General features: G+C 45.8%; 13 protein-coding genes and 1 riboswitch. Of the genes, 7 read left to right on the top strand and 6 right to left on the bottom strand.

Going from position 1 to position 12,934, the window contains the following annotated elements; translation table 11 throughout:
• Positions 1-12: 12 nt before the first annotated feature.
• From AB4263_RS02295 to mgtE, 6 genes are all read left to right on the top strand, one after another.
• Positions 13-1,473, top strand: coding sequence for an RNA polymerase factor sigma-54 (locus AB4263_RS02295; protein ID WP_136981969.1), 1,461 nt, complete (start codon positions 13-15; stop codon positions 1,471-1,473).
• Positions 1,474-1,535: 62 nt separating this feature from the next.
• Positions 1,536-1,823 carry a ribosome hibernation promoting factor gene (hpf, locus tag AB4263_RS02290; protein WP_009847742.1) on the top strand — a complete coding sequence of 96 codons (288 nt, stop codon included), beginning with the start codon at positions 1,536-1,538 and terminating at the stop codon, positions 1,821-1,823.
• 1 nt (position 1,824) lies between these two features.
• On the top strand, positions 1,825-2,286 hold the full coding sequence (gene ptsN / locus AB4263_RS02285; RefSeq protein WP_004738707.1) for a PTS IIA-like nitrogen regulatory protein PtsN: 462 nt from the start codon (positions 1,825-1,827) through the stop codon (positions 2,284-2,286).
• A 1-nt stretch (position 2,287) separates the two neighbouring features.
• A complete protein-coding gene (rapZ, locus tag AB4263_RS02280) occupies positions 2,288-3,157 on the top strand; it encodes an RNase adapter RapZ (RefSeq protein ID WP_017063735.1) in 870 nt (289 codons plus the stop codon).
• A 2-nt stretch (positions 3,158-3,159) separates the two neighbouring features.
• Entirely contained in the window at positions 3,160-3,435 is a 276-nt protein-coding gene (locus tag AB4263_RS02275; RefSeq protein WP_017066670.1) for an HPr family phosphocarrier protein, read from the top strand.
• A 148-nt stretch (positions 3,436-3,583) separates the two neighbouring features.
• Entirely contained in the window at positions 3,584-4,939 is a 1,356-nt protein-coding gene (mgtE, locus tag AB4263_RS02270) for a magnesium transporter (RefSeq protein WP_017058911.1), read from the top strand.
• Between the two features lie 98 nt (positions 4,940-5,037).
• Here mgtE and pmbA read toward each other — a convergent pair whose 3' ends face one another.
• Positions 5,038-6,381, bottom strand: a complete 1,344-nt coding sequence (gene pmbA / locus AB4263_RS02265; RefSeq protein ID WP_017058910.1) for a metalloprotease PmbA — start codon at positions 6,379-6,381, stop codon at positions 5,038-5,040.
• 118 nt (positions 6,382-6,499) lie between these two features.
• Between pmbA and yjgA the strand changes: the two genes are divergently transcribed.
• Positions 6,500-7,024 carry a ribosome biogenesis factor YjgA gene (gene yjgA / locus AB4263_RS02260; protein WP_017069408.1) on the top strand — a complete coding sequence of 175 codons (525 nt, stop codon included), beginning with the start codon at positions 6,500-6,502 and terminating at the stop codon, positions 7,022-7,024.
• Positions 7,025-7,147: 123 nt separating this feature from the next.
• On the opposite strand, the gene thiQ is transcribed toward yjgA, so the two are convergent.
• From thiQ to mpl, 5 genes are all read right to left on the bottom strand, one after another.
• On the bottom strand, positions 7,148-7,852 hold the full coding sequence (gene thiQ / locus AB4263_RS02255; RefSeq protein ID WP_372097340.1) for a thiamine ABC transporter ATP-binding protein: 705 nt from the start codon (positions 7,850-7,852) through the stop codon (positions 7,148-7,150).
• Positions 7,852-9,465, bottom strand: a complete 1,614-nt coding sequence (gene thiP / locus AB4263_RS02250; protein WP_017058907.1) for a thiamine/thiamine pyrophosphate ABC transporter permease ThiP — start codon at positions 9,463-9,465, stop codon at positions 7,852-7,854. Before thiP ends, thiQ begins: the two co-directional genes overlap by 1 nt.
• A 92-nt stretch (positions 9,466-9,557) precedes the next feature.
• Positions 9,558-10,550: a thiamine ABC transporter substrate binding subunit gene (thiB, locus tag AB4263_RS02245; protein ID WP_102320274.1), complete on the bottom strand. Its 993-nt coding sequence runs from the start codon at positions 10,548-10,550 to the stop codon at positions 9,558-9,560.
• Between the two features lie 53 nt (positions 10,551-10,603).
• A riboswitch (TPP riboswitch) is annotated at positions 10,604-10,723 on the bottom strand.
• Positions 10,724-10,766: 43 nt separating this feature from the next.
• Positions 10,767-11,390: a flavin prenyltransferase UbiX gene (locus tag AB4263_RS02240; protein ID WP_016787846.1), complete on the bottom strand. Its 624-nt coding sequence runs from the start codon at positions 11,388-11,390 to the stop codon at positions 10,767-10,769.
• A gap of 38 nt (positions 11,391-11,428) precedes the next feature.
• Positions 11,429-12,787 carry a UDP-N-acetylmuramate:L-alanyl-gamma-D-glutamyl-meso-diaminopimelate ligase gene (gene mpl, locus AB4263_RS02235; RefSeq protein WP_017071296.1) on the bottom strand — a complete coding sequence of 453 codons (1,359 nt, stop codon included), beginning with the start codon at positions 12,785-12,787 and terminating at the stop codon, positions 11,429-11,431.
• Between the last annotated feature and the right edge of the window lie 147 nt (positions 12,788-12,934).

Below are 12,934 nucleotides of genomic sequence, written 5' to 3'. Positions count from 1 at the left end.
AAGTCACACTGAATGAAACCCTCATTACAACTTAAGCTAGGCCAACAGTTAGCAATGACTCCTCAATTGCAGCAAGCGATTCGTTTGTTGCAATTGTCTACTTTAGATTTGCAGCAAGAGATTCAAGAAGCACTTGAATCTAACCCACTACTCGATGTCGAAGAAGGCAATGAAGATACGCCAACATCGGAAGAAAAACCTAGCAGTGACGAAAAAGAAACTGTTGAAGCCACAGAGCAAGACTTAACTGATAGCTCAGACTTAATCGAAAAATCAGAGATTGGCAACGAACTAGAAATCGACACAACTTGGGAAGACGTCTACAGCGCGAACACCGGTAACACGGGTATTGCGATTGATGACGACATGCCGGTTTATCAAGGCGAAACCACTCAAAGCCTGCACGATTACCTACTTTGGCAACTCGACTTAACGCCATTCACTGACACCGACCGAAGCATCGCTTTTGCATTAATCGATGCCATCGACGACTACGGCTACCTCACTGTAACTTGTGAAGACATCCTTGAAAACTTCGACAATGAAGAGATCGAGCTTGATGAAATTGAAGCGGTACGTAAACGAATTCAGCAGTTTGATCCGCTAGGTGTCGGTTCAGTCAACCTGCAAGATTGCTTGTTACTGCAACTGGCAACCTTTCCCCAAGATACGCCTTGGCTTAACGAAGCTAAGTTAGTACTTACTAGCCATATCGACCAACTCGGCAATCGCGATTACAAACTGGTTATCAAAGAGACCAAGTTGAAAGAAGCAGAACTACGTGAAGTTTTGCAACTGATTCAACAGCTGGACCCTCGTCCTGGCAGTAAGATTACTCCGGATGAAACTGAGTATGTGGTTCCAGATGTATCTGTCTTCAAAGACCTTGGCAAATGGTTAGTGACCATTAACCCTGATAGCGTGCCTAAGTTGAAAGTGAATCAGCAGTACGCTGATCTGGGCAGTAAAGGCAACAGCGCCGACAATCAATACATCCGCTCAAATTTGCAAGAAGCAAAGTGGTTAATTAAAAGCCTAGAGAGCCGAAATGAGACGCTACTCAAAGTTGCGCGATGCATTGTTGAACATCAGCGTGATTTCTTCGAACATGGCGAAGAAGCGATGAAGCCAATGGTTCTTAATGATGTTGCGTTAGCTGTTGATATGCACGAATCCACGATCTCTCGTGTGACGACTCAAAAATTCATGCATACGCCACGTGGCATCTTCGAGCTCAAATACTTTTTCTCAAGCCATGTCAGCACTGACAATGGCGGTGAATGTTCATCTACAGCAATTCGCGCACTCATCAAGAAGCTTGTCGCAGCGGAAAATACCGCGAAGCCTCTAAGTGATAGTAAGATTGCTGCTTTACTGGCTGACCAAGGAATTCAGGTAGCTAGACGTACCATAGCGAAATACCGTGAGTCTCTGGGCATTGCCCCATCGAGTCAGCGTAAACGCCTGCTATAAGCTCATTTAGTCGCTAGTTACTTAGCAACTATGATCAGGCAACCAACTGAAAAGGAAAGTCTATGCAAATCAATATTCAAGGCCATCACGTTGATCTTACCGATTCAATGCAAGACTATGTTCACACCAAATTCGACAAACTTGAGCGCTTCTTTGATCATATCAATAGCGTTCAGGTTGTTTTAAAAGTTGAGAAAATCAATCAAATCGCAGAAGCTACCCTGCATATAAATCAGGGGGAAATCCATGCGACAGCAACAGATGAAAGCATGTATGCCGCGATTGATTCATTGGTTGATAAACTCGTCCGCCAACTCAACAAGCACAAAGAAAAGCTAAGTAGTCACTAACATGCAATTAAGCGAAGTACTTTCATTGGACTGCACCAAAAGTGCAGTCCAATGCACAAGCAAAAAAAGAGCCCTTGAGCTCATCAGCCAGATAGCAGCTGAGAGCTGCGGTCAAGATTCAACAGAGCTATTTGAGTGTATGTTGAGCCGTGAGAAGATGGGCAGTACCGGTATTGGTAATGGTATCGCGATTCCCCATGCTCGTATGAATGTCAGTGATAAAGCGATAGCTGTATTACTGCAATGCCAAGATCCTATCGAATTTGATGCGATTGATAATCGTCCTGTCGACCTACTATTTGCCCTGCTTGTTCCTAGCGAACAATGCAAAGAGCATCTAAAAACCCTTTCTTGTATGGCAGAACGACTAAACGACAAGCAGACTCTTAAACAGCTGCGTAATGCTCAGAGCGATCAAGAGCTTTACGACATCATGATTCAAGTGCCAACTTGCGAGCAATAACATGCGATTAATCGTGGTTAGTGGCCAATCAGGGGCCGGTAAAAGTGTTGCGTTACGAGTCCTAGAAGACTTGGGGTATTACTGTGTCGATAATCTACCAGTAAACCTGCTCAACAACTTTGTCGAATCGGTACGCGAAAGCAACCAAAACGTTGCGGTAAGTATTGATATACGTAACCTACCGAAAGAGCCTCAGTTAGTCACCGACACGCTCGAGCAACTCGAGTCAGCTACAAACATCGATGTTGATGTATTGTTCCTCGATGCCAGCAAGCAGACACTCCTTAAGCGCTACAGCGAAACCCGCAGAATCCACCCTTTATCAATTGGCCAAGAAAAGCTATCTCTTGAGCAAGCGATTGATTTAGAGAAGACACTTCTGACACCTCTCGCAGAGCACGCCAGCATTGTGATCGACAGCAGTGACTGCAACCTCTACGAATTGAGTGAAAAGGTTCGATTTAAAGTTGAAGGCAAAGAGAAGCAAGAGCTGATCATCGTCTTTCAATCTTTCGGTTTTAAGTATGGCTTGCCAAGTGATGCCGACTACGTGTTTGATGTTCGCTTTTTGCCGAACCCTCACTGGGAACCTGCACTACGACCACTAACCGGGCTGGATGCACCAATTCACTCCTTTCTAGAAGAACACTCAGAAGTTCTGGAACTCAAGCAACAGATCCAAGGCTTTGTTGAACAGTGGTTACCAATGTTAGAGAAGAACAATCGCAGTTACCTAACGGTCGCGATTGGCTGTACTGGCGGCAAACACCGCTCGGTTTATCTAACCCAGAAAATTGGTGAGTACTTTGAGCAACTTGGCCATCAAGTTCAAATCAGACACGCCTCCCTAGAGAAGCACCAACAGGGCTAACCATGGAATTAACTCGAACTGTACTGATCCAAAATCGCTTGGGTCTTCACGCTAGAGCAGCCGTAAAGTTGGTTGAGCTTGCACAAAGCTTTGATGCAACCATCACTATCCATAGCGAAGAAGATAAAACAGCAACAGCAGACAGCGTAATGGGGTTACTTATGCTGGAATCAGCGCAAGGGCAACATATTACGATTCAAGCTGCAGGTACCGATTCACAGCAAGCACTGGATGCCGTCTGTCATCTCATTGAAGACAAGTTTGATGAGGGTGAGTAGCGAAAACGCTTCACTCACAACGCCTAAGACTCAAACAACGAACCAACCAATATTAAATCTTAGTTCTATCTAAGTTTATGATTTAAATAAGCCCCAGAATTAAGTTACTATTCCAACCATTGTTAGAATAATGAGATAGGAGGAAAATATGGCAGAGCAATTAGAATTCGACCAAGCTCACCAAACCCTCCAAGAAGTCAGCGAAGCCCTAGAAAACGGCCGATTTGTTCACGTACGCCGACAACTTCAGGACATGGAGCCTGAAGATATTGCACACCTTTTAGAAGCCTCCCCTCGCAAAAGTCGTGACGTACTCTGGCAACTCACCGATCCTGAAGACTACGGTGAAATTCTTGATGAACTAAACGAAGACGTCAAAGATGCTCTTGTGTCGAAAATGGCACCTGAGACCTTGGCAGAAGCAACCGAAGGTATGGAAACCGATGACGTCGCGTACGTACTTCGAAGCCTACCCGACGATGTTTCTCGCGAAGTCCTTTCTCAAATGGACTCCGTCGATCGTGCATTAGTTGAAACTGCCCTGTCGTACCCTGAAGATTCAGCGGGTGCGATCATGAACACCGACGTAATCACGATTCGTGGTGATGTCGATGTTGACGTTGTATTGCGCTACATGCGTATGCGTGGCGAACTGCCGGATGCAACTGATGCTCTGTATGTTATTGATGAAGAAGAACGTCTTATCGGTAACCTATCACTTACCACGCTAGTAACGACTCAACCTGATGTCCCTGTTTCAGAAGTGATGGATGATGCCGACGAAGCGATCGCGGTAGAAACCAGTGCGTCAGATATCGCGAGCCTGTTTGAACGTCGTAACTGGGTTTCTGCGCCTGTCATCGATAGTAACCAGCACCTTGTTGGTCGTATCACCATCGATGACGTGGTTGATGTTATCCGTGAAGATGCCGAACACTCAATGATGAGTATGGCGGGTATGGACGATGACGAAGATACCTTCGCACCGGTCGTAAAATCTGCTCGTCGTCGTAGTGTGTGGCTTGGTGCTAACGTACTCGCAGCACTGGCGGCAGCATCTGTATCAAACATGTTTGAAGCAACGCTCGATCAAATGGCAGCGATTGCGGTTCTGATGACTATCGTGCCTTCGATGGGGGGTGTTGCGGGTAACCAAACCGTTGCTCTGGTGATTCGTGGTTTGGCACTCGGTCATATCGGTGACAGTAACAAACGCGAACTGCTACTCAAAGAGGCAGCCATCGGCTTCCTAAACGGCGTTCTATGGGCCGTTATCATTGGTGGTATCGTGGTGGCTTGGAAAGGTAACTGGATACTGGGAGGCATCATCTCAGCGGCGATGATGACCAACTTGATTGTCGCAGGTATTGCTGGTGTAACTATCCCAGTGATGTTGAAGAAGATGAATATCGATCCAGCCCTTGCTGGCGGTATGGCACTGACCACAGTAACCGATGTTATTGGCCTATCGGTGTTCCTAGGCTTAGCGACCATACTGATCTAGTTAGCATAAGCAGTTAGCCAATTTTTGGCGAAATACAGAAAACAAAAAGGGAGCCATTGGCTCCCCTTTTTTAATTCATCAGATTCGCTTTAATTGAATTACTCACCCGCGACTTTCATCGACTCAAGCAGGATAGAACCCGTTTGAATTTGCGAACGTGTTTCTACGTCGTTACCCACAGCAACAATCTGAGTAAACATGTCTTTTAGGTTACCTGCGATTGTTACTTCTGATACTGGGTATTGGATCTCTCCGTTTTCAACCCAGAAACCTGCAGCGCCACGTGAATAATCACCCGTTACGGTGTTTACGCCTTGGCCCATCACTTCAGTGACTAGGAAGCCAGTACCCAACTCTTTTAGCATCTGCTCAAAGTTTTGACCGGTCGATTTAACGAACCAGTTATGAATACCACCAGCATGACCGGTTGGCGTCATATCCATCTTACGTGCGGCATAGCTCGTTAGTAGGTAAGTTGCTAGCACACCGTCAGTGATGATTTCACGATCTTGAGTGAACACACCTTCGCTATCGAATGGGCTTGAAGCCAAACCACGCAAGATATGTGGTCGCTCAGAAATGTTAAACCAGTCAGGTAGGATTTTCTGACCTAAATGATCCAATAAGAAAGATGACTTACGGTAAAGGTTGCCGCCACTGATCGCCATCACAAGGTGACCGATAAGACCTGTCGCAACATCGTTAGCGAACATAATTGGGTATTGGCCTGTTGGTAGCTTTTTCGCATCCAAGCGGCTAATCGTCTTTTCTGCAGCTTCCTGACCTACACGCTCAGGCGTCCACAGTTCGTCACGGTGACGTGCAACGGTGTAGCTGTAGTCACGTTCCATTTCACCATTAGCGCCTTGCCCAATTACACAGCAGCTCGTGCTATGACGACTAGAAGCATAGCTTGCTAGTAAGCCATGGCTGTTACCATAAACCTTAACGCCATAGTGGCTGTCGTAGCTTGCGCCATCACTCTGTTTGATCTTATCGCTATAAGCTAACGCTTGCTTCTCAGCAGCAATCGCAATCTCAGCGGCATAGTCAGGGTTTGGTTCATCAGGGTGAAAAAGATCCAAATCTGGAATTTCTTTTACCATGTATTCTTTTGCCGCAGGACCGGCAAATGGGTCTTCAGAAGTGTACTGAGCGATATCAAGTGCGGCCGCGACGGTTTGAGCAATCGCCTTTTCACTCAGATCAGATGTAGATGCGCTGCCTTTTTTCTGGCCGCGATAAACAGTAATACCTAGCGCACCATCACTATTAAATTCAACGTTTTCCACTTCACACATACGTGTTGAAACACTTAAACCCGTTGACTTAGTAATAGCGACCTCAGCAGCGTCTGCACTCACTGACGCCATATCCAACGCTTTAGCTACTGCGGCTTCTAGCTCAACTCTTTGCTGGGCGACTTGCTGTTTTACATCCATATCTATTCTAATTTTTTAGGTCAATATTATGTAGGATAACAAGAATTTCGCTTTCTCCCCAAGATTCTTGCTAAAATAGGCAATATATTCGTTTGAGATAGTGACATAGGCAGAAAAGATGGCTCGCAAAAACCAAAAAGCCCCATGGGAACCAGAAGAAGAAATCATCTGGGTAAGTAAGACAGAAATGAAAACCGACATGGAAGCGCTACAAAAACTGGGGGAAGAACTTGTTTCCCTGAAGCCTTCTGTATTAGACAAGTTTCCTCTGTCTGAAGATTTGGCACAAGCGATTAAAGATGCACAACGCTTTAAAAATGAAGCGAAGCGCCGTCAACTTCAATACATTGGTAAAGTAATGCGCAATGTTGATCCTGAGCCAATTCAAGCGGCTTTGGATAAAGTACGTAACAAGCACTCGCAAGCAACCGCTGAACTGCACAAGCTTGAGCAACTGCGTGATCGCGTTGTTGCTGAAGGCGATGCTGCCATTTCAGAAGTCATGGACATGTACCCTGAAGCAGACCGTCAGCGTCTTCGTCAGCTAGCTCGCCAAGCTAACAAAGAGAAATCAGCGAACAAGCCAGCAAAGGCTTCTCGTGAAATCTTCCAAATCTTAAAAGAGCTAAAGCTAGAAGACTAATCTTTGTCGCTTTATTCTGTAAGACAATAAAAGACCTAGCACATGCTAGGTCTTTTTGTTTTTGACGTACTCGATATCAAGAAGCACTCAATAACAATAAATACTCACAGGAGTGATGAGTCGTCACTCACCCGCTTTAACAAATGAGCTTAATTCTGTCTGTGGATGATCCGCCGTCAGTGCCTCTATCGAGTCTTCAACCAACACCTTACCTAGCGCCACAAACACAAACTTATTCGCGATACTGCGTGCGTCACCTAAATGGTGAGTCACCATCAAGACCGTAATATTTCGCTCTGCCGCTAATCGCTTCACTAAGCTAAGCATCTCTTCACGCAGCAAAGGATCAAGCGCAGAGAAAGGTTCATCAAGCAGCCAAATATCATGAGGTTGGACAAAACAACGCGCTAACGCAACACGCTGGCGTTGACCGCCGGATAAGTGCTCAGGCAACCTATCCAAATACTCAGCGACGCCAACTTGCGCTGCGGCTTGCTCCACAGCTTGCTTTTGGGTTGCAGTAAGCTTTAAACCTGGATGCAGACCTAAACCAATATTTTCTCGCACCGTAAGGTGAGCAAACAGGTTGTGCTCTTGAAACAACATCGCCAACGGACGCTGATGTGCTTCTTTACCAATAAGCGACTGCCCAGCCACTGATATCTCACCCGATGTAGGCTCGATGAAACCAGCAACTAGCGCCAACAGTGTAGACTTACCCGCACCACTCGGCCCCATAAACGCAACAATATCGCCCTGCTCAGCTTGAAAATCAAAGCTAAACAACTCTCTGTGATAGTGGTAATCCACATCTTTCATCACTAACATCATCGGTTCCTTAATTCTTTAGCATCGAGCTTAGATCTTCGAGTAAATAAGAATTCTATTAAGCTAAAGCTGCCGACACTCAATAACAGTAAGCTCACAGAAACTACCGCCGCCGCTTCCATTTGATAGCTGCCTAACAATTGGAATAGGTACAAAGGCAGAGTTCTAAAATCTTGGCTACCAAACAAAGCAATCGCGCTTAAGTCACCCATCGCCAACATAAAGCTAATCGAGAAGGCTTGCGCCATCGGCTTACGCAATGCTCGCCACTCCACTAACCTAAAACGCGTGAAACCTGTCATACCCAAGCTTGCACACACATACTGGTACTGCTGAGACAAATGCAGCATAGGTTGAGCTAGGGTTTTAATTACGTAAGGCAGCGCCATTAAGCTGTTGACGGCAATCACGATAAAGAAAGCTAAACTGAATACATCGGTGAATGAACGCAGTAATAAGAAGATACCCGTACTGATCACCAGCCCCGGAGTCACCAAGATAATAGTGCCAATCAGCTCGATTTTATCGGCTCGAAAATTCTTGTTCTGTAAACGCCATGCTCGGCTAGTCAGTAGTATGGCGATACCAATACCAACTGCGATAACACTTGCTAATGACGCGACTTTAACCGAGGTCATTAACGCCGCCCAAAACGGCTCGCTGCTGAGTACGGTTAATGCCTGCGAGTTAATTCCACTGACGATAACCATAGCTAATGGCGGCAATACCAGCATTGAGACTATGATGATCCAAAAGCTATCCCAAGCTTTTGACCACCAGCTGTCCTTAACCAAATATTTCTCTTCAGACAACTGACTGGCCGTCACTGAAATAGGCTTCGATAGGCGTTGAATGCTCACCGCTAGCACACCACACAGCAGCATTTGCCATATCGCGAGCAAGGCACCAGCTTGAAGGTCAAAGTCGAATTTAATCGCCTGATAAATAGCGAGCTCGATAGTGGTTGATTTAGGTCCACCGCCTAGCGCCATCACGGTAGCAAAGCTGGTAAAACACAACATGAAGACTAAGCCACACACATGTGGTAATTGCTGTCTTAAGCGAGGCCATTCAACCCATCTGAATTTGTTCCAATGACTCATACCCAAGTGAGCACAAAGCTTGTGTTGCTCGGCAGGCACGGTATCTAACGCTTGCAGAAGTAAGCGACTGGCATAAGGCAAGTTGAAGAAAACGTGCGCCAGCAAAATACCATTCAATCCGTATATGGAAAATGGCAATTCAATATCGAAGTTCGCCAAAAACTTAGCTAACCAACCACTATTGCCATAGATCGCAAGTAAGCCAAATACACCCACTAACACTGGCAGGACTAAGGTCGACGCGAACAGCCTTAACAACAAAGCGCGTCCAAAAAATTGTCTACGACACAGCGCATGAGCAATAGGTATAGCAAAGCCAACACTCAGCACCGTTGAGAGTGTCGCCTGATAAAAACTGAATTTCGTTACATGCCAATAGTAGGGATCGGACCATACTTGGCTGATATCAAGAGAAGGGGCATTGCTAAGCAATGCCCCAACTGCTGAAACCACGAAGGCGGTAATGAGTATCGCTACCCAAATCCCAACCTTAGGTGTTTTCTTTATCATAGATTGATTTTTTACCGTAAATGGTTCGCTCAGTTAACATCGAACAAACCTTTAAATACAGAAAGTTAGAAAGCTAATTTTTTAAAAGTAAATTAAAAAGTAAGTGCACTCTGCCATTCACGAATCCATGGCTTACGCTTAGCTGCAATTTCTTCGGGCGTAAAGCTTAGCGCTTTCTGAGGAACCGTAAGTTGCTCGAACCCTTTTGGAAGCTCAATATCGGTCACTGGGTACATCCAGTTGCCTGTTGGCATCGCCGATTGGAATTCATCACTTAGGATAAACGCCATAAACTCATCAGCAAGCTTTTCGTTCTTGCTGCCTTTAACCTTAGCGGCCACTTCCACTTGAGTGTAATGCCCTTCTTCGAAGCTTGCTGCTGCATACTTAGAATCGCTTTCAGCAATAATGTGGTAAGCCGGAGACGTTGTATAAGACAACACTAAATCCGACTCGCCTTCTAGGAACATAGAGTAAGCTTCAGACCAGCCTTTGGTTACAGTCACTGTTTTCTGAGCAAGCTTCTTCCATGCTGCTGTCGCTTCATCACCGTATACTGATTTCATCCAAAGCATCATGCCTTGGCCTGGTGTTGATGTACGTGGATCTTGGTAGATGACCTTAAGATCATCACGCTGCTCAACCAGTTCTTTCAAGCTCTTCGGCGGGTTTTCCAGTTTCTCTTTATTGTAAACAAAAGCAAAGTAGCCAAAGTCATAGGGTACAAAAGTGCTGTCGTTCCAACCATTAGGAAGCGTTACCGATGACGTATCAACATTATGCTCAGCCAATAAGCCCGTCGCTTTCGCTTCAGCCATCAGGTTGTTGTCGAGACCTAGCAAGATATCGGCTTTGCTGTTGCCGCCCTCAAGACGTAAACGGTTCAGAATAGACACGCCATCTTCTAGAGCGACAAAATTCACATCACAACCACACTTCTCTTCGAATGCTTTTTCAACGGCAGGACGAGGGCCCCAATCCGCAGCAAAAGAGTCATAGGTGTATATAGTCAAAGTGTTGTCTGCAGCAAAGGCAGAAAAAGAAATAGCTGTAGTAACAGCAAGGGTAGTTAATGTGAATTTCACTGGACGCTCTCCATGGTCTGAGCGGCACAGGTTTGAGGGAGGAGAACGGTAGAGGTTGTTCCTAACTCAATTCCTACGCCAGCATTATCTGGTTCAGGTTTACGGGTCCCAAGCACCTGCTTGATCTCAGCTCGCATTCATTATTTGAATGGTTCGCTCCCCGATGAGTGTTCAGAATTGTAATTTGATTTTTAACAATAAGCTATCAAGTTTGGATCAATTACGTTGATCGTAACCCCAACGTGGCACTAAACCTTGTTCGATACCAAGGTGATCTAGAATACGCGCCACCATAAAGTCGACCAGATCTTCAATTGACTTGGGTTGATGATAAAAACCCGGAGCTGCAGGCATGATCGTTACGCCCATGGTCGAAAGTTTGTGCATGTTCTCGAGATGAAGCGTCGAAAATGGCGTCTCGCGAACCACCAACAACAATTGGCCTCGCTCTTTCATGACTACGTCTGCTGCTCGCTCAATCAGGTTATCTGATAGACCATGAGCAATCGAAGCCAAGCTTCCCGCTGAACATGGACAAACGACCATCTGTTTAGGTGCTGCTGAACCAGAGGCAACCGGCGAGAACCAATCATCTTTGCCACACACCACCAGCTTTTCAGGGTCGCAGCCAAGATGTTTAACCAAAGCTTGTTTCGCCGCATCTGGCCCAGCAGGTAACTTAAGTTCATGCTCGGTCGCCAATACCACTCGCGCTGCCGATGAAATCAGCAAGTAGACCTGATAATCGGCTGCCAAAAGGCATTCAAGTAAACGCAGGCCATAAGGCGCACCGGATGCGCCAGTGAAAGCAAGGGTTATCGCTTTATCGTGTTTTGTCATGTTCTCAATTACTTCAAATTATAAGGTCGTGGATGCCGTTAGCCTTTGAGTGCCAATCCATCCAACAGTTTTTGATGAATGCCACCAAAGCCACCATTACTCATTACCAAAATTTGGTCGCCAGCTTGTGCCTCTGAGACAATTTTAGCAACGAATGCATCCATGTCATCACTCACGTGTGCCGGTTGGTGACAAGCGTCTGCAACATCTTGAACTGACCAATCAATGTTATCCGGTTGGAATAAGTAGGTAGAATCCGCTTGTTTAAGCGAATCAGCCAAGGTTTCTTTATGCACACCACGTTTCATGGTGGCGGAACGAGGCTCTAAAACGGCAATGATTTTTTTCGAGTCGACCTTATTACGTAAGCCGCCGAGCGTAAGTTCAATCGCCGTTGGGTGATGAGCAAAATCATCATAAACAGACACACCTGCCACCTCGCCTTTAAACTCCAAACGGCGCTTAGTATTAATAAAGGTAGCTAGTGATTCACAAGCAAGGTCAGGTGTCACGCCCACATGACGTGCAGCTGCAATCGCCATCAAAGCATTATTTACGTTGTGGTCGCCCACTAAATCCCAATTTACGGTTCCAACACATTCATTTTGGAAGTAAACCTCAAATTGAGAGCCATCTTTGACCAGTTTCTTGGCATCCCAGTCGCCTTGCTCGCCACTCGATTCAGTTTCACTCCAGCAACCGCGAGCTAGAACATCTTCAATAGCGCTGTCTTGCTTAGGTGAGAAAATGCGACCATTGCTTGGCACAGTACGCACTAAATGATGGAATTGACGTTTGATCGCTTCAAGATCGTCAAAAATGTCGGCATGATCGAACTCAAGGTTATTCATCACTAAGGTTCTTGGGTGGTAATGAACGAACTTAGATCGTTTATCGAAAAAAGCACTGTCGTATTCGTCGGCTTCTACCACGAAGAACATGCTTTCACCAAGGCGAGCAGAGATACCAAAGTTACCCAACACTCCGCCAACTAAGAAGCCCGGTGCATAGCCACAGTCTTCCAAGATCCAAGCCAACATGCTTGATGTCGTGGTCTTACCGTGCGTTCCCGATACCGCTAACACCCAACGGTCATGCAGTAAGAACTCTTGCAACCACTGAGGACCAGAGGTGTATCTAAGGTTGTTATCCAACACATACTCAACACACGGATTACCGCGGCTCATTGCGTTACCGATAACCACGAGATCTGGCCTTGGTTCTAATTGGCTAGGGTCGAACCCTTCAATAATTTCAATCCCTTGTGATTCCAACAAGGTGCTCATTGGTGGGTAAACATTCGCGTCACTACCCGTAACCTTGTGACCTAATTGACGAGCCAATACCGCAGCACCACCCATGAAGGTGCCACAAATTCCTAAGATATGAATATGCATAAATTGCTTCCAAACGCTTGGCTAAATAAACAGTGCCTAATTAAAACGGCTTGCACTCATTATCATTAAATGGCGATTAAAAGCGAGCGGCAATGCAAAACAAATTGAGTCGACATAGTAAGTGAGATCTGTGTCGCTTAGTTCATT

The organism is Vibrio sp. 10N.261.55.C5, from assembly GCF_041470505.1.
GTDB classification, from domain to species: domain Bacteria; phylum Pseudomonadota; class Gammaproteobacteria; order Enterobacterales; family Vibrionaceae; genus Vibrio; species Vibrio crassostreae_C.
The sequence above is the reverse complement of the archived record's forward strand: the minus strand, read 5'-3'. Positions and strand labels throughout refer to the sequence as shown.

Excerpts from the sequence above, each read along its gene's own strand:
- AB4263_RS02295 (WP_136981969.1), top strand. The coding sequence starts at position 13 with ATGAAACCCTCATTACAACTTAAGCTAGGCCAACAGTTAGCAATGACT.
- hpf (WP_009847742.1), top strand. The coding sequence starts at position 1,536 with ATGCAAATCAATATTCAAGGCCATCACGTTGATCTTACCGATTCAATG.
- ptsN (WP_004738707.1), top strand. The coding sequence starts at position 1,825 with ATGCAATTAAGCGAAGTACTTTCATTGGACTGCACCAAAAGTGCAGTC.
- rapZ (WP_017063735.1), top strand. The coding sequence starts at position 2,288 with ATGCGATTAATCGTGGTTAGTGGCCAATCAGGGGCCGGTAAAAGTGTT.
- AB4263_RS02275 (WP_017066670.1), top strand. The coding sequence starts at position 3,160 with ATGGAATTAACTCGAACTGTACTGATCCAAAATCGCTTGGGTCTTCAC.
- mgtE (WP_017058911.1), top strand. The coding sequence starts at position 3,584 with ATGGCAGAGCAATTAGAATTCGACCAAGCTCACCAAACCCTCCAAGAA.
- pmbA (WP_017058910.1), bottom strand. The coding sequence starts at position 6,381 with ATGGATGTAAAACAGCAAGTCGCCCAGCAAAGAGTTGAGCTAGAAGCC.
- yjgA (WP_017069408.1), top strand. The coding sequence starts at position 6,500 with ATGGCTCGCAAAAACCAAAAAGCCCCATGGGAACCAGAAGAAGAAATC.
- thiQ (WP_372097340.1), bottom strand. The coding sequence starts at position 7,852 with ATGTTAGTGATGAAAGATGTGGATTACCACTATCACAGAGAGTTGTTT.
- thiP (WP_017058907.1), bottom strand. The coding sequence starts at position 9,465 with ATGATAAAGAAAACACCTAAGGTTGGGATTTGGGTAGCGATACTCATT.
- AB4263_RS02240 (WP_016787846.1), bottom strand. The coding sequence starts at position 11,390 with ATGACAAAACACGATAAAGCGATAACCCTTGCTTTCACTGGCGCATCC.
- mpl (WP_017071296.1), bottom strand. The coding sequence starts at position 12,787 with ATGCATATTCATATCTTAGGAATTTGTGGCACCTTCATGGGTGGTGCT.